The sequence below is a fragment of the Achromobacter sp. genome (assembly GCF_057314935.1).
In genome coordinates, this window is record NZ_DBHKZA010000029.1 from 1 (window position 1) to 20097 (window position 20097).

At 67.7% G+C, this 20097-nt stretch carries 16 protein-coding genes and 1 tRNA gene; 10 read left to right on the forward strand and 7 right to left on the reverse strand.

What is annotated here, in order from left to right:
• A partial coding sequence (locus ACO6D5_RS12810) for a DUF1254 domain-containing protein (protein ID WP_485825588.1) occupies nucleotides 1–1509 on the reverse strand: 1509 nt, incomplete at its 3' end.
• A 261-nt stretch (nucleotides 1510–1770) separates the two neighbouring features.
• Here ACO6D5_RS12810 and fdnG point away from each other — a divergent pair.
• The 7 genes from fdnG to ACO6D5_RS12845 all read left to right on the forward strand — a co-directional run bounded on the left by fdnG (nucleotide 1771) and on the right by ACO6D5_RS12845 (nucleotide 10877).
• Nucleotides 1771–4839 (forward strand): formate dehydrogenase-N subunit alpha, encoded by a 3069-nt coding sequence (fdnG, locus tag ACO6D5_RS12815; protein ID WP_485825589.1) that lies wholly within the window; start codon nucleotides 1771–1773, stop codon nucleotides 4837–4839.
• Nucleotides 4840–4849: 10 nt separating this feature from the next.
• The gene (gene fdxH / locus ACO6D5_RS12820; RefSeq protein WP_315844890.1) at nucleotides 4850–5749 is read left to right on the forward strand and encodes a formate dehydrogenase subunit beta; all 900 of its coding nucleotides are present in this window, start codon (nucleotides 4850–4852) and stop codon (nucleotides 5747–5749) included.
• Nucleotides 5742–6374 carry a formate dehydrogenase subunit gamma gene (locus tag ACO6D5_RS12825; RefSeq protein ID WP_315844891.1) on the forward strand — a complete coding sequence of 211 codons (633 nt, stop codon included), beginning with the start codon at nucleotides 5742–5744 and terminating at the stop codon, nucleotides 6372–6374. Before fdxH ends, ACO6D5_RS12825 begins: the two co-directional genes overlap by 8 nt.
• 78 nt (nucleotides 6375–6452) lie before the next feature.
• Nucleotides 6453–7385 (forward strand): formate dehydrogenase accessory protein FdhE, encoded by a 933-nt coding sequence (gene fdhE / locus ACO6D5_RS12830; protein ID WP_485825590.1) that lies wholly within the window; start codon nucleotides 6453–6455, stop codon nucleotides 7383–7385.
• 1 nt (nucleotide 7386) lies between these two features.
• Nucleotides 7387–8826: an L-seryl-tRNA(Sec) selenium transferase gene (gene selA, locus ACO6D5_RS12835; protein ID WP_485825591.1), complete on the forward strand. Its 1440-nt coding sequence runs from the start codon at nucleotides 7387–7389 to the stop codon at nucleotides 8824–8826.
• The gene (gene selB, locus ACO6D5_RS12840; protein ID WP_485825592.1) at nucleotides 8823–10769 is read left to right on the forward strand and encodes a selenocysteine-specific translation elongation factor; all 1947 of its coding nucleotides are present in this window, start codon (nucleotides 8823–8825) and stop codon (nucleotides 10767–10769) included. Before selA ends, selB begins: the two co-directional genes overlap by 4 nt.
• A 12-nt stretch (nucleotides 10770–10781) precedes the next feature.
• Nucleotides 10782–10877 (forward strand) — tRNA-Sec (locus ACO6D5_RS12845).
• A gap of 6 nt (nucleotides 10878–10883) precedes the next feature.
• On the opposite strand, the gene ACO6D5_RS12850 is transcribed toward ACO6D5_RS12845, so the two are convergent.
• The gene (locus tag ACO6D5_RS12850; RefSeq protein WP_315844895.1) at nucleotides 10884–11423 is read right to left on the reverse strand and encodes a TlpA disulfide reductase family protein; all 540 of its coding nucleotides are present in this window, start codon (nucleotides 11421–11423) and stop codon (nucleotides 10884–10886) included.
• Between the two features lie 23 nt (nucleotides 11424–11446).
• Nucleotides 11447–12547, reverse strand: coding sequence for a transglutaminase-like domain-containing protein (locus ACO6D5_RS12855; protein WP_485825593.1), 1101 nt, complete (start codon nucleotides 12545–12547; stop codon nucleotides 11447–11449).
• Between the two features lie 152 nt (nucleotides 12548–12699).
• On the opposite strand from ACO6D5_RS12855, the gene selD reads away from it, so the two are divergent.
• Nucleotides 12700–13761 carry a selenide, water dikinase SelD gene (gene selD, locus ACO6D5_RS12860; protein ID WP_485825594.1) on the forward strand — a complete coding sequence of 354 codons (1062 nt, stop codon included), beginning with the start codon at nucleotides 12700–12702 and terminating at the stop codon, nucleotides 13759–13761.
• An 18-nt stretch (nucleotides 13762–13779) separates the two neighbouring features.
• On the opposite strand, the gene ACO6D5_RS12865 is transcribed toward selD, so the two are convergent.
• Entirely contained in the window at nucleotides 13780–15840 is a 2061-nt protein-coding gene (locus ACO6D5_RS12865; RefSeq protein ID WP_485825595.1) for an LTA synthase family protein, read from the reverse strand.
• A gap of 277 nt (nucleotides 15841–16117) precedes the next feature.
• The gene (locus ACO6D5_RS12870) at nucleotides 16118–17050 is read right to left on the reverse strand and encodes a LysR substrate-binding domain-containing protein (RefSeq protein ID WP_485825596.1); all 933 of its coding nucleotides are present in this window, start codon (nucleotides 17048–17050) and stop codon (nucleotides 16118–16120) included.
• Nucleotides 17051–17178: 128 nt separating this feature from the next.
• Between ACO6D5_RS12870 and ACO6D5_RS12875 the strand changes: the two genes are divergently transcribed.
• Nucleotides 17179–17790, forward strand: coding sequence for a DsbA family protein (locus tag ACO6D5_RS12875; RefSeq protein WP_315844900.1), 612 nt, complete (start codon nucleotides 17179–17181; stop codon nucleotides 17788–17790).
• A complete protein-coding gene (locus ACO6D5_RS12880) occupies nucleotides 17787–17963 on the forward strand; it encodes a hypothetical protein (protein ID WP_485825597.1) in 177 nt (58 codons plus the stop codon). Before ACO6D5_RS12875 ends, ACO6D5_RS12880 begins: the two co-directional genes overlap by 4 nt.
• Here ACO6D5_RS12880 and ACO6D5_RS12885 read toward each other — a convergent pair.
• On the reverse strand, nucleotides 17950–18327 hold the full coding sequence (locus ACO6D5_RS12885; RefSeq protein ID WP_315844902.1) for a DUF779 domain-containing protein: 378 nt from the start codon (nucleotides 18325–18327) through the stop codon (nucleotides 17950–17952). The two genes, ACO6D5_RS12880 and ACO6D5_RS12885, sit on opposite strands and share 14 nt — an antisense overlap.
• Nucleotides 18328–18400: 73 nt before the next feature.
• On the reverse strand, nucleotides 18401–19930 hold the full coding sequence (adh, locus tag ACO6D5_RS12890; RefSeq protein ID WP_315844903.1) for an aldehyde dehydrogenase: 1530 nt from the start codon (nucleotides 19928–19930) through the stop codon (nucleotides 18401–18403).
• Nucleotides 19931–20097 lie beyond the last annotated feature (167 nt).

Sequence of the window (20097 nt, forward strand, 5' to 3'; positions counted from 1 at the left end):
GGCCGTGGCCTTGGCCGGGGCGGGGGGCGCCGCCTCGGCCGCCGGTTCCGCCACGGGAGCGTCCGCCGCCGGCGCGGCCTGCGCCGCCTCTTGCGGTTCGTCGCGCACCAGCGCGGGCGGCATCCACAAACCGTCCAGCAGCGCCGGGCCCGGCTCATAGGCGCGCAGCAGCACCGTCACCGGCCCGGCGGCCGCAACGGGCAGCCAGTTGGCCTGGTCCTCCGGCGCGGGCGGCGCATGGCTGATGTGCACGTCCAGCGAGCCGTCGGCGTTGTAGCGCAAGGGCGCGCGGTCGCCCAGGGCATAGCGGTTCAGCAGGTTGGCCACCGGCATGCCCTGGCCGTCATAGGCTGCGAGCGACCATGCGGCGCCGGCGGGCGGCAACTGGCCGCTTTCAAAGTGCAGCAGGTAGCGATGCGCGCCATCGATCGGCGCGCCCTGGCTGTCGGCTGCCAGCAGCAGCACCACCTGGTCCTCAGGCAGGCCCGAGCCTGGCTGGGCCTGCGCCGCCAGCGCGCGGCGCAGATAGCCGCTGCCGTACACGCCGACGCTGCCGGCTTCCTGCTGCCAGCCGTTGACGGCGCGCAGCGTGCCGCCGGCGGCGGCGTCCATGCGTTCGCGTCCGGCGCGCAAGCCCCGGCGCATGCCTTGCTTGGCGGGGTGGTCCAGGCGGTCGAATTCGAATGTCCTGCCGGGGATCAGGCCCACCCGCCGCAATTGCGCCAGCACCGGCTGGTCGGTGGCGTGCGGGGGATGCTTGCGCAGCAATTCCGCCGCGTAGGTGAAAAAGGCGTCGGTGGGCATGGATTCCACCTGTTCGCGCACCGGGATCTTCAGGTCCAGGTTCGGGTCGGACTTCACGCGCTGCGATTGCGCGGGCAGGTTCCATTGCGCCAGCGGCGTCAGCGTGAAACCGTCCTGCAAGGCGTGGACGGCGGGATAGTCCGCCGGCCCGTCGGTCTGGATCAAGGCCTTCGCCCAGACGTGCGCCGTGGGGGCGTCGATGCGGGCCATGCCCGAGGGCAGCGTGCCCGTCCAGCCCGGCGGCACGATGACGGTGTTGCCCTTGGCCGTGCCGGTCGTGCGCTTGCCCAGCGCGGCGAACACGTCCGTCCACATGTCCAGCAGCGTCAGCGTGTACCGCCGCCCCTGGGTATCCGGCACCGACAGCACCACGGGCCCGGCCGTCAGATCAAGCCAGCCGGTGCTGCGCAGCATGTCGGGATTGGCCCAGGGCGTGGCCGCGCCCGGCTGGGGCAGGGCGCGGACATGCAGGAACGCGTTGGACGGCGCGCCCTGGGCGCCCTGTGACGGGTGCGTGAACTGGCGCCGCGTCAGGTCCATCGTGACCAGGGGGTAGAAATACAGGTAGCCGTCCATGGCCGCCTGATGGGCGGCCTCGGTGGCGGCGGCGGCCGGTGTCAGGGCGGCCCGGGCCGGGGTGGCGGCGGCGGCGAGCGCTCCGGCCAGGGCGGCAAGGGAAAGGGCCAGCGGGGCAAAGCGGCGCATCGGCGCTCCAGCGGTCAGGCAAAAAAAGGCGGAAAAGGGGCCGGTCTAGCCACGGCCGCCGGCAATGGTAGCAGCCAGGAGACTATCCAAAATCTGCGAACAACTCCTATTTCGCCGCCAAATCCCGGCTGGAGGCGGGTTTGACCCATGCATGGCCACGCGGCTTCGGAATATACTTGTTGAAATATCCTTGGAAGTCGTAGGGCTTTTTCCTTCGGGCAAGCCCCCGGCTTTCGTCATTCACCAGGAGAGGAGTGCTTCATGGTCAACATGAATCGCCGCCAGTTCTTCAAGGTGACAGGTGCAACCCTGGCAGGCTCCAGCCTGGCATTGCTCGGGGTCGCTCCCGGCACAGCCATGGCTGAGGTACGCCAGTACAAACTTGCGCGCATGACCGAAACGCGCAACACCTGTCCCTACTGTTCGGTCGCCTGCGGTTTGCTGATGTATGGTCTGGGCGACGGCGCCAAGAACGCGCGCGCCAGCATCATGCACATCGAAGGCGACCCCGACCACCCCGTCAACCGCGGCACGCTCTGTCCGAAGGGCGCTGCCCTGATCGACTTCATCCACAGTCCCAACCGCCTGAAGTTCCCGGAATACCGGGCGCCTGGGTCGGACAAATGGGTGCGGATGTCGTGGGACGATGCCCTGACGCGCATCACCAAGCTCATGAAAGCCGACCGCGACGCGAACTTCGTCGAGAAGACCGCGGACGGCAAAACGGTAAACCGGTGGCTGACCACCGGCATGCTGGCCGCCTCGGCAAGCAGCAACGAGGTGGGCTACATCACGCACAAGACCGTGCGCAGCATGGGGATGTTGGCGTTCGACAATCAAGCCCGTGTCTGACATGGCCCGACGGTGGCAGGTCTTGCCCCGACGTTTGGCCGTGGAGCGATGACGAACCATTGGGTCGACATCAAGAACGCGGACGTAGTATTGATCATGGGCGGCAATGCCGCCGAGGCCCACCCGTGCGGATTCAAATGGGTCACGGAAGCGAAAGCCCATAACAAGGCGAAGCTGATCGTCGTGGATCCGCGCTTTACGCGCTCGGCATCCGTGGCGGACTTTTACGCGCCCATACGCACCGGCACCGACATCATCTTCCTGGGTGGCGTCATCAAGTACCTGTTGGATCACGACAAGATCCAGCACGAGTACGTGCGCAACTACACCGACTTTTCCTACATCGTGCGCGAGGACTTCACGTTCGACGCGGGCCTGTACTCGGGCTACAACGCTGAGAAGCGCACGTACGACAAGGCAAGCTGGGACTACGAGCGCGGCGACGACGGCTTCGTCAAGACGGACCCGACGCTGACGCATCCGCGCACGGTGTACCAGCTGATGAAGAAGCACTACTCGCGCTACACCGAAGAGATGGTCGAGCGCGTGTGCGGCACGCCCCGCGACAAGTTCCTGAAGGTGTGCGACATGCTGGCCTCCACGGCCACCACGGACCGCGCCGCCACGATCCTGTATGCGCTGGGCTGGACGCAGCACTCCATCGGCTCGCAGATCATCCGCACCGGCGCCATGGTGCAGTTGCTGCTGGGCAATATCGGTATCGCGGGCGGCGGCATGAACGCGCTGCGCGGGCACTCGAACATCCAGGGCCTGACCGATCTGGGCCTGATGTCGAACCTGCTGCCGGGCTACATGACCCTGCCCAACGAGCCCGAACAGGACTACGGCAAGTACATCGAGACGCGCGCGTTGAAGCCCCTGCGGCCCAACCAGCTCAGCTACTGGCAGAACTACAGCAAGTTCCACGTGAGCCTGATGAAGGCCTGGTGGGGCAAGTCGGCCACTGCCGAGAACAATTGGGCGTTCGACTACCTGCCCAAGCTCGACAAGATGTACGACATGCTGCAGGTCTACGAGCTCATGGTCCAGGGCAAGATGAACGGCTACATCGCGCAGGGCTTCAACCCCCTGGCGGCCGCGCCCAACAAGGGCAAGCTGAACGACGGCTTCGCCAAGCTGAAGTACCTGGTCATCATGGACCCGCTGGTCACCGAGACCTCGGAATTCTGGCGCAACGCAGGCGAGCACAACGACGTGGATCCCGCCAAGATCCAGACCGAGGTCTTCCGCCTGCCCACCACCTGTTTCGCCGAGGAAGACGGCGCGCTGGTGAACTCCGGGCGCTGGCTGCAATGGCACTGGAAGGGCGCCGAGCCGCCGGGCGAGGCCAAGAGCGACATCGAAATCATGTCGCTGATCTTCACGCGCCTGCGCAAGATGTACCAGGAAGAGGGCGGCAAGTACCCCGACCCCATCGTCAACCTGTCCTGGCCCTACTCGAATCCGCAGAATCCCACGGCGGAAGAGCTGGCCAAGGAATATTCGGGCAAGGCGTTGGTGGACGTCATGGACCCCAAGGATCCCACCAAGCTCGTGCGCAAGGGCGGCGAGCAAGTGGCGGGCTTTGCGGAACTGCGCGACGACGGTTCAACGGCCAGCGGCTGTTGGATCTTCGCCGGCGCCTGGGGCCCCGGCGGCAACCTGATGGCGCGCCGCGACAACAGCGACCCCACCGGCATCGGCCAGACCCTGAATTGGGCCTGGGCGTGGCCGGCCAACCGCCGCATCCTGTACAACCGCGCGTCGTGCGACGTGTCCGGCAAGCCGTTCAACCCGCGGCGCAACCTGATCTCGTGGAACGGCAAGATCTGGACGGGCGCCGACATCCCCGACTTCAAGGGCGACGAGAACCCGGACGGCGGCATGGGCCCGTTCATCATGAACCCGGAAGGCGTGGCGCGCTTCTTTGCGCGGGCGGGCATGGCCGAAGGACCTTTCCCTGAACACTACGAGCCCTTCGAGACGCCGCTGGGCTACAACCCGCTGCATCCGAAGGCGCCGGGCGTCACCAGCAACCCGGCGGCACGCGTCTTCAAGGACGATCTGGCCGCGATGGGCAAGGTGGACAAGTTCCCGTACGTGGCCACCACCTACCGCCTGACCGAGCACTTCCACTACTGGACGAAGAACGTGCGCATCAACGCCATTCTGCAGCCGGAGCAGTTCGTGGAAATCGGCGAAGCGCTGGCCAAGGAATTGGGCATCGCCAACGGGTCGCGGGTGAAGGTGTCGTCCAACCGCGGCTACATCAAGGCGGTTGCGCTGGTCACCAAGCGCTTGCGGGCGCTGACCATCGAGGGCAAGACCGTGCACCACGTGGGCATCCCCATCCACTGGGGTTTCGTGGGCCTGGCCAAGCCCGGCTTCATCGCCAACACGCTGACGCCTGTCGTGGGCGACGGTAATTCGCAGACACCGGAATTCAAGTCGTTCCTGGTGCAGGTCGAAAAGGCTTAGGAGAACCGTCATGTCCCTGCAATCCCTAGACATCAAACGGCGCTCGGCCACGACCACGCCGCCGCCGGGCATCCGTGAACCCGTCACGGGCTCGGTGGCCAAGCTGATCGACGTCTCCAAGTGCATCGGGTGCAAGGCTTGCCAAAGCGCCTGCATGGAATGGAACGACCTGCGCGACGAGATCGGCACGAACGTGGGCGTCTACGACAACCCGGCCGACCTGACCGAGCATTCCTGGACCGTCATGCGCTTCTCGGAATACGAGAATCCCGCCGGCGACCTGGAATGGCTGATCCGCAAGGACGGCTGCATGCACTGCGAGGACCCGGGCTGCCTGAAGGCCTGTCCCTCGCCGGGCGCCATCATCCAGTACAACAACGGCATCGTGGACTTCCACGAGGAAAACTGCATCGGCTGCGGCTACTGCATCACCGGCTGCCCGTTCAACGTGCCGCGCATCTCGAAAAAGGACCACAAGGCGTACAAGTGCACCCTGTGTTCCGACCGCGTGGCCGTCGGCCAGGAGCCGGCCTGCGTCAAGGCCTGTCCCACCGGCGCCATCGTGTTCGGCACCAAGGAAGACATGAAGCAGCACGCCGAAGAACGGATCGTGGACCTGAAGTCCCGCGGGTTCGACCAGGCCGGCCTGTATGACCCGCAGGGCGTGGGCGGCACCCACGTCATGTATGTGCTGCATCACGCCGATCAGCCCGGGCTGTATCACGGCCTGCCCAAAGACCCGCATATCAGCCCCATGGTGTCGTTGTGGAAGGGGCTGGCCAAACCGCTGGGCGTGGCCGCGATGGCCTTGACCGCCCTGGCGGGCTTCTTCCACTACGCCCGCGTCGGGCGCAACGAGGTCTCGGAAGAAGACGAACGCCGTGCCGAAGAGGAGGTGCGCCATGACTGAAGACCGCCATCACCGCCGCATCAAGCGCTATTCGCCGGGCGAGCGCACCAACCACTGGATCATCGCGTTCACGTTCATCCTGTTGGCGCTCTCCGGCCTGGCGCTGTTCCACCCGTCGATGTTCTGGCTGTCCAACCTGTTCGGCGGCGGCCCCTGGACGCGCATCCTCCATCCCTTCATCGGCTTGGTGATGTTCGTCTGCTTCGTCGTGTTCGCCGGCCACATGTGGCGGCACAACCTCATGACGAAGGCGGACCGCCAGTGGTTGAAACAGCTGAACGACGTGGTCGAGAACCGCGAAGAAAAGCTGCCCGAAGTCGGCAAGTACAACGCCGGCCAGAAGCTGCTGTTCTATGTGCTGGTGCTGTGCATGCTGGGGTTGTTCGCCAGCGGCATCGTGATCTGGCGCGAATTCTTCGCGTTCTACTTCCCGATCTGGGTGGTACGGGTGGCCTCGGTGGTGCACGCCGTGACGGCGCTGGTGCTGATCTGCTCGATCATCGTGCACATCTACGCGGCGATCTGGGTCAAGGGATCGCTCACCGCGATGCTGCGGGGCTACGTGACGGCGGGCTGGGCGTGGAAACACCACCGCGCCTGGTTCCGCGAACAGATTCGAAAGTAGCGCCAGTTTTATCCTGACCGCACGGCTGCTATCCTTCTTCGAAGGCTGGCAGCCGTGTTTGTTTTCTTGGAGACGCAATTGCAGCGAATTCTTCCGCGCGGCGAGATCGAAGCGCTAGACCACAACAATATTCCCCGCGTCAGCCTGCCCGACCGCGGCTCGGTGTTTGCGACCCGCGCGGCACGCTTGCGCCAGTTAGCGGCGGACAGCCCGGTGGCCGACTATCTGCTGCTGATGGCGCAGCTGGTCGATGCCCAGCAGCGCGCGCTGAAGGACTGTGCGGCCCCGGAGGCGTCGGAAGACCGTGTCGCGCTGGCGCAAGCCCATGGCATGCCGCCGTTGCAGGCGATCGGCTGGCCGCGTGACCCGATGTGGCGCGGCATCCTGGCGCAACTGGTGGACGAGGTGTCGCGCGGCAAGAACGTGCCGGCCGAAGCCATCGAGGTCTGCGCCGCCCTGCGCCGGGCCGTGGACCAAGACCCCGAATCGCTGGAAGACCTGGCCGAAGCCGTGCTGGCCGAGCAGGACCAGGGCGTGGACAGCGCCGCGGCACCCTTCGTGATGGCGGCCTTGCAGGTCTACTGGACCGATCTGGCCAGCCGCTTCGACGACAAGCAGTTGCCCGTCGTCAGCCCATTCGGCGTCTGCCCCGTCTGCGCCAGCCTGCCGGTGGCCAGCGTGGTGCGCGTGGGCGGCCAGTTTGAAGGCTACCGCTACCTGTGCTGCAGCCTGTGCGCCACGCAATGGCACATGGTGCGCGTGAAATGCACGCACTGCGAAGACGTGGAATCGGTGGCGTACCAGGCCATCGACGGCCGTTCGCCCGCCATCAAGGCCGAGACCTGCGACCACTGCCACACCTATCGCAAGATCTTTTACCAAGACAAGGACCTGCACGTGGAGCCGGTGGCCGACGACCTGGCCAGCCTGATGCTGGACGTGCTGGTGGGCGAAGCGGGTTACTCGCGCGCCAGCGGCAACCCCCTGTTGTGGCATGGCGCCGAGGAATAGCATGGCCGAGCACCCGCCAGAGGGCGCCGTGGCCGCCATGGCCGCCGTGTCCGACATCCCGCCGCTGGATCGCCTGTTGAGCGCCGACGCCCTGCGCGTCGCATTGGACACGCACGGCCGCAGCCAGGTGGTGGTGGCGCTGCGGCGCGACCTGGACGCGCAGCGCCAGCGCGCGTTGGCCGGCCAGTTGCCGCGTAACGAATTGGACGCGCCGGTAGTGGCCGCCCGCGTGTCGGCGGCGTTGGACAAGGCGGCCCAGCCGCGTCTGCGCGCTGTCTACAACCTGACCGGCACGGTGCTGCACACCAATCTGGGACGTGCGCTGCTGCCCGACGAGGCGGTCGCGTCGGTGCTGCGCGCGCTGACCACGCCGGCCAACCTGGAGTTCGATCTGGACACCGGCGGCCGCGGCGACCGCGACGACCTGATCGACGACCTGCTGTGCGAACTGACGGGCGCCGAAGCGGCCACCGTCGTGAACAATAACGCCGCCGCCGTCCTGCTGATGCTCAACGCGCTGGCCGACCGGCGCGAGGTAGTGGTGTCGCGCGGCGAACTGGTCGAGATCGGCGGCGCGTTCCGCATCCCAGACATCATGAAGCGCGCCGGCGCCAAGCTGGTGGAAGTGGGCACCACCAACCGCACGCACGCCGCCGACTACGACAACGCCATCGGTCCGCGCACCGCGATGCTGATGAAGGTGCATTGCAGCAACTACGCCGTCACCGGCTTCACCAAAAGCGTCGGCGTGGCCGAGGTGGCAGCGCTGGCGCACGCCAAAGGGCTGCCCGCCACGGTGGACCTGGGCAGCGGCACGCTCGTGGACCTGACCCAGTTCGGCCTGCCCAAGGAAGACACGGTGCGCGAAACCATCGCCGCTGGCGCTGATCTGGTGACGTTCAGCGGCGACAAGCTGCTGGGCGGCCCGCAGGCCGGCCTGCTGGTGGGCCGTGCCGACCTGATCCGCAAGATCAAGAAGAATCCGCTCAAGCGCGCCTTGCGCGTCAGCAAGCTGACGCTGGCGGCGCTGGAGCCCGTGCTGAGCCTGTACCGCGCGCCGGAATTCCTGGCGCAGCGTCTGACCACCCTGCGCCTCCTGACCCGCCCGCAGCGCGAGATCCAGCCGCAGGCCGAACGGTTGCGCAGCGTTCTGGCGCATGCGGCCGGCGCGTCCTATGCGGTCGAGGCCGTGCCCATGTTCAGCCAGATCGGCAGCGGGGCCCTGCCGGTGGACCAGCTGCCCAGTTGGGGGCTGGCCGTGCGCTACACCGGCAGCGGGCGGCCGGGACGGCACCTGGACAAGCTTGAAGCGCAACTGCGCCGCCTGCCCACGCCCGTCATCGGCCGCATCGCCGACGACGCCTTGTGGCTGGACCTGCGCTGCCTGGAAGCGCGCGACGAGGCCGCCTTCGCGGCGCAGTTGGCGGAGCCCCTGGCATGATCATCGGCACCGCCGGCCATATCGACCACGGCAAGACCACGCTGGTGCGGGCCCTGACCGGCGTCGACACCGACCGGCTCAAGGAAGAGAAGGCGCGCGGCATTTCCATCGAATTGGGGTACGCCTATACGCCGCTGGCCAACGGCGACGTGCTGGGTTTCATCGACGTGCCCGGCCACGAAAAGCTGGTGCACACGATGGCGGCCGGCGCCAGCGGCATCGACTTCGGCCTGCTGGTGGTGGCGGCGGACGACGGCGTCATGCCGCAGACCCGCGAGCACCTGGCCATCCTGTCGCTGCTGGGCGTGGCGCAAGGCGCGGTGGCGCTCACCAAGACGGACCGCGCCGACGCCGAGCAGCTGGCGGCCGTGCGCGCCGAGATCGCGGAACTTGCCGCAGGCACCTTCCTGGCGGGCGCGCCGGTGTTCGCCGTGCAGGCCTCGCAAGCCGGCGATGCCGGCACGGCAGCACTGAAATCCTATCTGCATGCGCAGGCCGAAGGCATGCGCCAACGCGACGGCGCGGGCTTGTTCCGGCTGGCGGTGGACCGCGTGTTCACGCTGGCGGGGCACGGGACCGTCGTGACCGGCACCGCGCATGCGGGCCTGGCCCGCGCGGGTGACGACACGGCCGATCTGCGCTTGATGCCGGCGGGCACGCGGGTGCGCGTGCGCAGCATCCACGCGCAGAACCAGCCCAGCGAAACCGGGGTGGCCGGCCAGCGTTGCGCGCTGAACCTCGCGGGCATCGATAAAAGCGCCATCTCGCGCGGCGACTGGATCGCGGACGCGCGCTGCTTCCTGCCCTCGCGCCATATCGATGTGGCGCTGACGCTGCTGTCTTCCGCCGATGCGCCCGTGCGCGCCTGGGCGCCGCTGCACGTCCACATCGGCGCCGCGCGCCATGTGGCGCACGTGGTGCCGCTTAGCGCCGAGACACTGGCGCCCGGACAATCCGGATGGGTGCAACTGGTGTTCGACGAGCCGGTCTGCGCCATGCCCGGCGACCGCTACATCGTGCGCAACGCGCAAGCCACGCGCACCGTCGGCGGCGGCCGGGTGCTGGACCCCAATGCGCCGGACCGCAAGCGCCGCGCGGCCTCGCGCCTGCAAGGCTTGCAGGCCTTGTCCGACATGCTGGACGGCGGCGGCCTGCCGCCGGTGCTGGCGCACGCCCCGCTTGGTTTGGACGAAGGCGCGTTGCAGCGCCTGACTGGCCGCCCCGTGCGTGCGATCGAAGCGCCGCGTGGCGCGTTGTGGATCGAGACGCGCAATGCGCAAGCGCCCCGCACGCTGATCCTGGCCGCGCATTGGGAGGCTTTGCGCGAGCGCGTCGAGCAGGCGCTCGCAACCTTCCATCAAAGCGCGCCCGACGAGCCTGGCCCGGACAGCGCGCGCTTGCGCCGGATGGCGATGCCGGTGGGCCCTGACGCCTTGTGGACAGCCGTGCTGGACCAGCTGCAGCGCGACGGCCGCGTGGCGCGCAACGGCCCCTGGCTGCATCTGCCCGCCCATACGTCGACGCTGGCCGACGCGGAATCCGCGCTGGCCGCGCGCCTGCTGCCGTTGCTGGCGCAAGGCGCATTCGATCCGCCCTGGGTGCGCGACCTGGCCCGCACGCAGGACGAACCCGAAGAGCGCGTGCGGCAGCTGCTGCGCAAGCTGCTGCGCCGCGGCGACGTGGCGCAGGTGGTGAAAGACCTGTTCTATCACCGGGACCAGGTGCGGGCGCTGGCGCGGATCGCGGCGGACCTGGCGGCGCGGCCGGCCGGACTGAACGCGGCAGTGTTCCGCGACGCGACGGGGCTGGGCCGCAAGCGGGCCATCCAGATCCTGGAATTCTTCGACCGGGTGGGCTACACGCGGCGCGTGCACGATACGCACGTGTTGCGGGCGGAAAGCGCGTACGCGGCGATGCAGGCGGACGCAGAGCCGGTATCATAGGCGGGCTGCTGAGGAAGGCATTCGTGCCCGGCGGCACGGCTGGGCTTCAAACCCAGTTGGGGGCGTCAGACGTTCCCAGGTAGGTTCGACTCCTGCTGCCTTCCGCCACGCGCTTCAACTGCGCAGCATCCGCGTCACCACGCCCGTCACGCGGTCCGACCGCCAGTCCAGTTCCCCCAAGTGCCAGTACCGGATCGACCCGCCGCGGTCCACCAGGTAGTTGGCCGGCAAGCCGATCGCTTCCCATTTCTTTGACGCCGCGCTGTTGCGGTCATGCAGCACGGTGCCGGCCACCGGCCATTTCGCCAGGAAGGTGGAGACCTTGCCCAGTGCTTCCCCGACGTTCACGGCGACCAGCCGCAAGCCTTCTTCCCGATGGCGCTTGGCCATGGCGGACATCAGGGGGATTTCATCCCGGCAGGGATCGCACCAGGTGGCCCAGAAGCTGACGATGACGACGTTGCCGCGCCACGCGGAGAGTTTCTGTTCACGGCCCGCCAGGTCGGGCAGCACGAGGGCGGGCGTGGACGCGGTCCACGGCGCCCAGTCGGGGCCGGTGGCGGTTTTCAGCGCCGAGTCGCTGGCGGCCCGCGCCCAGCCGGGCAGGGCGGCCAGCGACAGGCCGGATTGCAGCAGGCGGCGACGGCTGATCAAGGCGGCTTCCTCCGCGGGCGGGGTCAGATGGCGACGGGTTTGGCGCTGAGCCTGTAGTTGAAGCTGTCGGGGTCCAGGCTGTCCAGGCGTCCTGCGCTGGTCTCGCCGTTGGGATACATCAGGAAGGGCACGGGGTCATGCGCCGAGCCGGGCAGCACGACGTCGTGGCCGTGGTTGTACGCGACCCAGTTCATTTCCCACGCACCGAACAGCATGACGCGCGCGGCGCGCACCTTCGCGTCGGTCAGCGGCAATTCGCCCGGCGGTTCTTCAAACATGACCTTGCGCACGTCGGCGGGGTCGACCGGAATCCAGCCGTAGCCGGCGGCGTAGAACTCGGCGCGGCAGTGCTGGGCCTTCGTGACGTCGCCGGCCTTGCCCAGGCTCTTGTAGCCCAGCTCGGAATTGGCCACGCGCAAGCCATAGGCGTCGCGCGCAGGGATGCCCGCGGCGCGGGCCAGGGCGACGAACAGCGCGTTGATGTCGGCGCATTTGCCGTTCAGGTCGTTCGCCGTCAGCATGTAGCGCACGTCCCCCACGCCGCAGCCGCGGGTCGCGGCCGTCCTGCAGGTGTTCTCCACCACCCATTCGTAGATGGCGCGGGCGCGCGCCAGGTCGCCCTGGTGGCCGCGCGTGATCTGGTCCGCGGTGGTCTTGACGATGCCGTCGGTGGGCAGCAGCGCAGTGGGTTTCAGGTACTCGCGCAGCGCGGCGGGGCGCTCAAGCACCGCGTCCGAGGGCGGCGGCTGCGTCAGGTCGACGCGGCGGTTGCGGGTCTGGAAGCGGCTGGTCACGGTGACGCTGCGTGGGGCCTGGGCATCGGGCCATTGCACGGCCAGCATCTGCACGTCGTAGCCGGGCGCCCGCAACAACTGGGCGGTGCCGCCACCGCTGACCTGCCAGGTGCTTTGCGCACCGCGCTGGTAAGGCGTGTCGGTGGCGTACGGCACCGGCACCCAGATGCGCGTGTGCGCGCCGGGGTCTTTCACGCTGATATCGGTGGTCAGTTCAAAAGCGCGCCACCCGGCGCTGACGGGCGCCTGCTGGGCGCGCAGCACCTGCGGCAAGGCGGTTGTGGCGGCGCACAATGCGCCGGAGAGTTGGAGAAAGTGTCGGCGGTCCATGAAGCCCTCACGCACGGTGAAGTTTGGCTATCGGTGCGCCCTTGGCCGGGCGGCCGTCCCTTGGGGTGTGCTCCTACGCATCCTGCCGGCTCATCATAGAGCCAACCTCGGCGGCGGTGCTATCCTTTTTCCATTGACCCATGGAGATTGAAATGACCCAGGATGTTGCCACGGCGGCCGTGCCGCGTTTGACGTCGTTGTCCCACGGAGGCGGCTGTGGCTGCAAGATCGCGCCCGGCGTACTGTCCGAACTGCTCAAGCGCTTCGGTCCCGCCGCCAGCTATCCGAACCTGATGGTGGGCACCGAGACCGCCGACGACGCCGCGGTCTACCGCTTGAACGACGAGCAGGCGCTCATCGCCACCACCGATTTCTTCATGCCTATCGTGGACGACCCGTTCGACTTCGGCCGCATCGCGGCCACGAACGCGCTGTCGGACGTCTACGCGATGGGCGGCACGCCCATCATGGCGCTGGCCATCGTCGGCATGCCGATCAACGTGCTGCCGCACAACGTCATCGCCGACATCCTGCGCGGTGGCGAATCGGTCTGCGAGGACGCGGGCATCCCCGTTGCGGGCGGCCACAGCATCGATTCGGTCGAGCCGATCTACGGCCTGGCGGCGATGGGCCTGGTGCACCCCGGGCGGCTCAAGCGCAACGCCGATGCGCGGGCGGGCGACGTGCTGATCCTGGGCAAGGCGCTGGGCGTGGGCATCCTGTCGGCCGCGCTGAAGAAGAACCGGCTGGACGACGCGGGCTACCGCGTGATGATCGACACGACCACGCGCCTGAACCGCCCCGGCCCGGCGCTGGCCGCGCTGGATGGCGTGCACGCGATCACCGACGTGACGGGCTTCGGCCTGCTGGGCCATGCGCTGGAGATGGCGCGCGGCGCCAAGCTGACCGCGCGGCTGCGCCTGGACGCCTTGCCGTGGTTGCCGGGTGTGCAAGCCTTTGCGGCCGATGGCGTGATCACCGGCGCGTCCGGCCGCAACTGGGCGTCCTATGGCGGCTCGGTGCAGCTGGGCGCGGCGGTCACCGACACGCAGCGCGCGCTGCTGACCGATCCGCAGACGTCCGGCGGCTTGCTCGTGGCCTGCGCGCCAGAGGCCGCGGACGCCGTGCTGGACCTGTTCCGCAGCCAGGGCTTCGAACAGGCGGCCGTGGTCGGCGAGATGACCGCCGGCGACGCGCAGGTGCGCGTGGAATAAGCGGCCCGGCCAGGCGGGCTATGGGCGCGGGTGCGGCTGGGGCTGCGTCTGCACCTGGTGGTTGATCTGCCAGCGCAGCAGGTCGGGGTAGGCGCGCAGGCGCTTCTGCTCGGCCTGCTGGGCCGGCGAGGTGTCCTGCTCGCGGGCCAGCGCCAGGCCGGAGGGACCGGCCCACGGCAGAATTTTGCCCGGCCGGGTCTGCCGGTAGGCGCCGTCTTGCGTGATCGTCACGTCCGGGTCATTCATTCCGAAGCACCATACCTGGTCCGTGCGCGCGGCCAGCAGGTCGCAGCCGGTGCGGAAGTAAGGCGTGTCCGGCAGGCTCAATTGGTACAGCGTCGGCATGATGTCCTTGTGGCTGCCGACGCGCGCCGGGTCGTACGTGGCGCCTGCCCGGTAGGCCGGCGGCACGTACAGGTAGAACGGCACCGCGCGCGCCAACGCCGCGTCCTTGTCGTCCTGGTAATCGATACCCAACAGGTTGTGGTCCCCCGTGACCGCCACGATGGTGCGGCTGCCGCCGGCCGAGGCCTTCACGCGCGTCAGAAAGCGGCCCAGCTGGTCATTGGCGTAGCGCAGCGTATCGAAGGCGTCGGCAAGGCCGTCCCAGGCTGCGAAATACGGCTGGCGCGTCACGTCGTACAGCGGCAGGTCGCCGCGCTTGCCGCCGTCGGGCATGAGGAACGGCGGGTGATGCGTGGTGGACAGCGCGACGATGAAGAGCGGAGCCCCGTCCGGATCCGCCTCGGCCAGACGGCTTTCGATGTAGCGGAACATGTATTCGTCGGGAACGCCCCAGGTGCCGGCTTCGGCCTCGGGGTAGCGGGCCATCAGGGTTTGCTGGTCGATGAATTCATGGGCGCCCAGATGCGTGGCGAAGGTGCCCAGGTTGCGCCAGGTGGCGGCGCCCGAGGTGACGAAGAGCACGCGGTAGCCGCGCGCCAGATACGGCGCGAAGGCATTGCTGGCGAACTCGGCGTCGGCCGCGGACGATTGGCCGATGGCCGATACCGGGCTGCGTACCAGCAGGCGAGACAGCGAATCGATCGTGCCGTTGCCTTCCGACAGGAACCGGTCGAAGCGCCAGTCCTGTTGCCAGTGTGGCCGCAGCGCGCCCAGCAGGTCGCGTCCCGGCTGGTCATAGGCGTTCAGGTGGTAACCCATGCTTTCCATGACCTGCAGCACGACATGCGGCGGCCGCGCGCGGGCCGCCGGATTGGCCGCGGTGACGGCCATGAAGGGTTGCAGGCCCTGCGCGGGGTGGCCCAGGAAGCGCTCGTACAGGGCCTCGCCTGCCGCGGCCGTGACCGGTTGGAAGCGCTTGTCGTTGCCGCGTTCGGCCAGTGCCCAGAAGAATGACGAAATGCCATTGGGCGTAATGTCGTTCAAGAGCCGCACGCTGGAAATGCTGGTGTCGTCCTTGTTCAGGGGGAAGCGGCCCAGCGATCCGCGGCACGCCAGCACGGTGATCGCGATGATCAGCAGCACGCGCAGCGCGGCCGGGGCCAGCGTGCGGCGCTGCAACGGGATGCGCTGCACGCGGCGTCGCCAGCGCGTGCCCAGCCACCACGTGCAGGCCAGCACCGCCGACAGCAGCAGCCCGGCCTGCGCCACCGGGTAGCCGTGCCACAGCGTCATCGCAATGGCGCGGGTGTCGTCATCGATCAATCCGAATACGAAGATGTCGATCGACCGCGAAAACGTGGCGTAGTAGCAGACGGTCACCACCGCCGACGCCGCGAACAGGGCGGCCAGGCCGGCCCCTACGCCGGGCATCCAGCGCAGCCAGCGCGCATGCAGGGTCCGGTTGCCCGCGGCCAGCATCGCCAGCAGCAGCAAGACCGAAAAGACGATGCTCGTCACCTTGACGTCGAACAGCAACCCGATCCCCAGCGACTTGCCCACGTCCTGCGGACGCGCCGCATAGGTGGCGGGGGGCGCATAGGTCGCGAGCAGGTAGGCGCGGCCCGCAAACTGCGCCAGCACACTGACCAGCCAGGGCGCCAGGATAAGCAGGAACGCGCGTTGGACATTGAGGAACCAGTCTTGCCACGCGTGCGCGGGAGGGAAGCGCTTCATCTGCACCGGAAGAAGGAGCTATCGGCGGGTACGCGGATAGCGGCAATAGGATGCCCGCGGCCCTGTCGGGCGAGACCGGCGCGGGGGATGGCGCATGAAAGAGATTCCGCCCCTTTGCAAGGAAGGCGCAGCTTCAACGGGCGGAATGGCAGCGAACGATCGGGGCTTTTTCGTGGTCGGGTTAACGCGGCCGTTCGCCATGCAGCGCGAAATGTACAGGAGGCCGGGCCCGAATGTACAAAGGTTTGTATAGCTTTGTGATGGGGGTGTACCGGGGCTAAGCGGCCGTCGTTGCGGGGGACAGTTCGCGCGCCGTCATGGCGGCCTGCTCGGTCAGCCATTGCGCCACCACATCGGCGTCCGGCGTGCTGCGGCGCGCATTGCGTACCAGCCAATAGGCGTGCTCTGTCGCGCGGGCCGCTTGCCCGCCCACCGCCGCCAGCCGGCCGTCCGCCAGCATGGGCGCGATCAGCGCCAGCCGGCCCAGCGCGATGCCGTGGCCCGCCAGCGCGGCAAGCACGATCTGGTCGTACTGGTTAAAGCGCAGCATGCCCTTGGCGCGCATCCGGCCCAGCCCGCGCGCATTCAGCCATTCGGACCATTGCAGCCACGGACGGGTCGGGTCGTCGAATTCCAGCAATACATGGCGTTGCAATTCGCGCGCGTCCAGGGCTTGCGCCTGGAGGGACGGATGGGCCACCGGCACGACGGACTCCCCGAACAGCCAGACCGCCCCGTCGGGCACCATGTCGCGCGGGCTGTACCGGATGGCGATGTCCACGCTTTCGCGGTCGATGTCGATCAGGCGGTTGTCGGCGGCCACGCGCACGTCGATATGCGGGTGCGCCGCCTGGAATTCCCCCAGCCGGGGCAGCAGCCACAGGGAGGCCACGCCGATGGTGGTGGTTACCGTGACCGGCGTGCGCCGTTCGGGCGCGCGCAGCTGTTCGGTCAGGTCGCCCAGCTGGCTCAGCCAGACGTCGGCCATGCGGAAAAGCTGCGCGCCTTCCGACGTGAACGACACGCTGCGAAATCCCCGTACCAGCAGCGGCACGCCCAGATGCCCTTCCAGCGCGCGGATCTGGCGGCTGACGGCCGATTGCGTCACATGCAGATCCTGCGCGGCCAACGTGATGCTCATGCGGCGGCCCACGGCGACAAAGCCTCGGACGAGGTCAAGGGGAGGAAGTTTGGCCAGCGGATATGGCATTCGCAAAACTCATGCGTATCAGACGGAAATGTCGCTTGAGCAATAGTACGCCGACGGCGTTCAATAACAGGCTGCGACGGGCGCATTGCCCGCGCTGTCGCGCCACTTTTTCAGCCGGAGTATCCGTGATGACCGCGCCGTTGCCTGACTCGCCCCGCATGCAGATGTGGTTCGATTTCGCCAGCCCCTACAGCTATCTGGCGATCGAGCGGGTGGATGCCCTGGCGCAGGCGGCCGGCGTGCGCGTCGATCTGCGACCCTTCCTGCTGGGGCCCATCTTCCAGGCGCAGGGGTGGAACGACACGCCGTTCAAGCTTTTCCCGGGCAAGGGCGCGTACATGATGCGCGACATCGCCCGCCTGGCCGACAAATACGGCGTGGTCTACAACCGTCCGCGCCTGTTTCCGCGCATGAGCGTGTTGCCGGCCCGCATCGGGCTGTTGGGCCAGGACGAGCCCTGGGGCCGTGATTTTTGCCTGGCGGTGTTCCGCGCCAACTTCCGGCATGACCTGGACATCCAGGCCGAAGACGTCGTGCATGAATTGCTGACCCAGCTGTCGCTGGATGCGGACGCCCTGATCGCCCAGGCCAAGTCCGAAGCCGCCAAGGAGGCGTTGCGCCGGCAGGTGGACCGCGCCCGCGACCTCGGCGTGTTCGGTGCGCCCACGTTCTTCGTGGGCGATGAAATGTTCTGGGGCAATGACCGCCTTGAAGACGCCCTGGAGTGGGCTCAACGATGAAAAACGCAAGCAGTGCCTATCGCGGCGCGCCCATGCCGGGCGGCCGTTCGTTCACGCAGTTCCGCGCCGCCCGCATCCGTCGCGTCTCGTTCCAGTGGAAGCAGGCCGGGCAGGCGCAAGACCCGGCCGGCCATGCCCCGGGCGGGAAGGGGGGGTCGTTCACCCCTTCGTGACCGGGGCCACCTGCGCCCATTCTTCGTCCGAATACAGCCGGGATCGCAGCAGGAAGCGCTTGCCTTCCGCGCTGTCCAGGGAAAAGGCCCCGCCCCGGCCAGGCACGGCGTCGATGATCAGTTGGGTGTGCTCCCAATAGGCGAACTGGTCTTCGCCCATGTAGAACGGGCAGCCCTCCAGCTCGCCCAGCAAGACGTCCGAGCCGCCCACCATGAATTCGCCCAGCGCATAGCACATGGGTGAACTGCCGTCGCAGCATCCGCCCGACTGGTGGAACATCAACGGGCCGTGCTTGGCCCGCAAGGTATCGATCAACTGGCGCGCCTCGTCGGTCGCGACCACGCGCGGCGTGTGCGCTGTCATGGCGTCATTCCTATTCAGGAGCGCCGGGCGCGCCCGGCCTGAAGGCCCGGCGCGCCCGGCCGCAGGTTGACGATCAGAAAAAGCCCAGTTTCTTCGGCGAATAGCTCACCAGCAGGTTCTTCGTCTGCTGATAGTGGTTGAGCATCATCTTGTGGTTTTCGCGTCCGATGCCCGACTGCTTGTAGCCGCCGAACGCGGCGTGCGCGGGATAGGCGTGATAGCAGTTGGTCCACACGCGGCCGGCCTTGATGGCGCGGCCCATCCGGTAGCACGTGTTGGCGTCGCGCGACCATACGCCGGCGCCCAGGCCATAGAGCGTGTCGTTGGCCAGCGCCAGCGCGTCGTCGGCGTCCTTGAACGTCGTCACCGCCACGACGGGCCCGAAGATCTCTTCCTGGAACACGCGCATCTTGTTGTGGCCCTTGAAGACCGTGGGCTGCACGTAGTAGCCGCCTTCCAGCGCGCCCTGCATCTGCGCGCGCGAGCCGCCGGCCAGCACGTCGGCGCCTTCCTGCTTGCCGATGTCCAGGTACGACAGGATCTTCTCCAGTTGCTCGGTGGACGCCTGCGCGCCCAGCATCGTGTCGCCATCCAGCGGGTTGCCCTGCTTGATCTCGGCCACGCGCTTCAAGGCGCGTTCCATGAACTTGTCGTAGAGCGATTCCTGGATCAGCGCGCGGCTGGGGCACGTGCAGACTTCGCCCTGGTTCAGCGCGAACATCACGAAGCCTTCCACCGCCTTGTCCAGGAAGTCGTCATCCTGCGCGGCCACGTCGGCAAAGAAGATGTTGGGCGACTTGCCGCCCAGTTCCAGCGTGACGGGGATGATGTTCTGCGACGCGTACTGCATGATCAGGCGGCCGGTGGTGGTCTCGCCGGTGAAGGCGATCTTGGCGATGCGCTTGCTGGAGGCCAGCGGCTTGCCGGCTTCCAGCCCGAAGCCCGTAACCACGTTCACCACGCCCGGGGGCAGGATGTCGCCGATCAGTTCCATCAGCAGCAGGATGCCCAGCGGCGTCTGTTCCGCGGGTTTGAGCACCACGCAATTGCCGGCGGCCAGCGCTGGCGCCAGCTTCCACGCGGCCATCAGGACAGGGAAGTTCCACGGGATGATCTGGCCGACCACGCCCAGCGGTTCGTTGAAGTGGTAGGCGACGGTGTCGCTGTCGATTTCCGACAGGCCGCCTTCCTGGCTGCGGATGCACGAGGCGAAGTAGCGGAAGTGGTCGATCGCCAGCGGGATGTCCGCGGCGCGGGCTTCGCGGATGGGTTTGCCGTTGTCCCAGGTTTCGGCCGTGGCCAGGCGTTCCAGGTTGGCTTCCATCACGTCCGCGATCTGCATCAGCATGCGGGCGCGTTCGGCGGCCGGGGTCGCTCCCCATTTCGGCGCGGCGCGGTGCGCGGCGTCCAGCGCCAGCTCGATGTCGCGTTCCTTGGAGCGCGCATTGCGGGTCAGTACCTGGCCGGTCACCGGGGTGACGTTGTCGAAGTACTCGCCGTCCGCCGGCTTCTGCCACTTTCCATCAATGAAATTGTCGTACTGCGTTTTCAGGTCCAGACGGGTGCCATACGAGTCCGGGGTGATGCGGGTCGCGATGTCCATGCTTGTCTCCGATATTGTTGGGATAGCGGCAGTCGGCTGCCTATCCCGTATCAAGCAAGGAACATGCCAACCTGGGGGCTTCCCCGCTGGACAGCCCGCTCCACGCATGCGAAAGTAGATTTGCAAGGCGGGCGGCGCAGAAGTGTCCTGCGGGCAGGAAGCGCCGG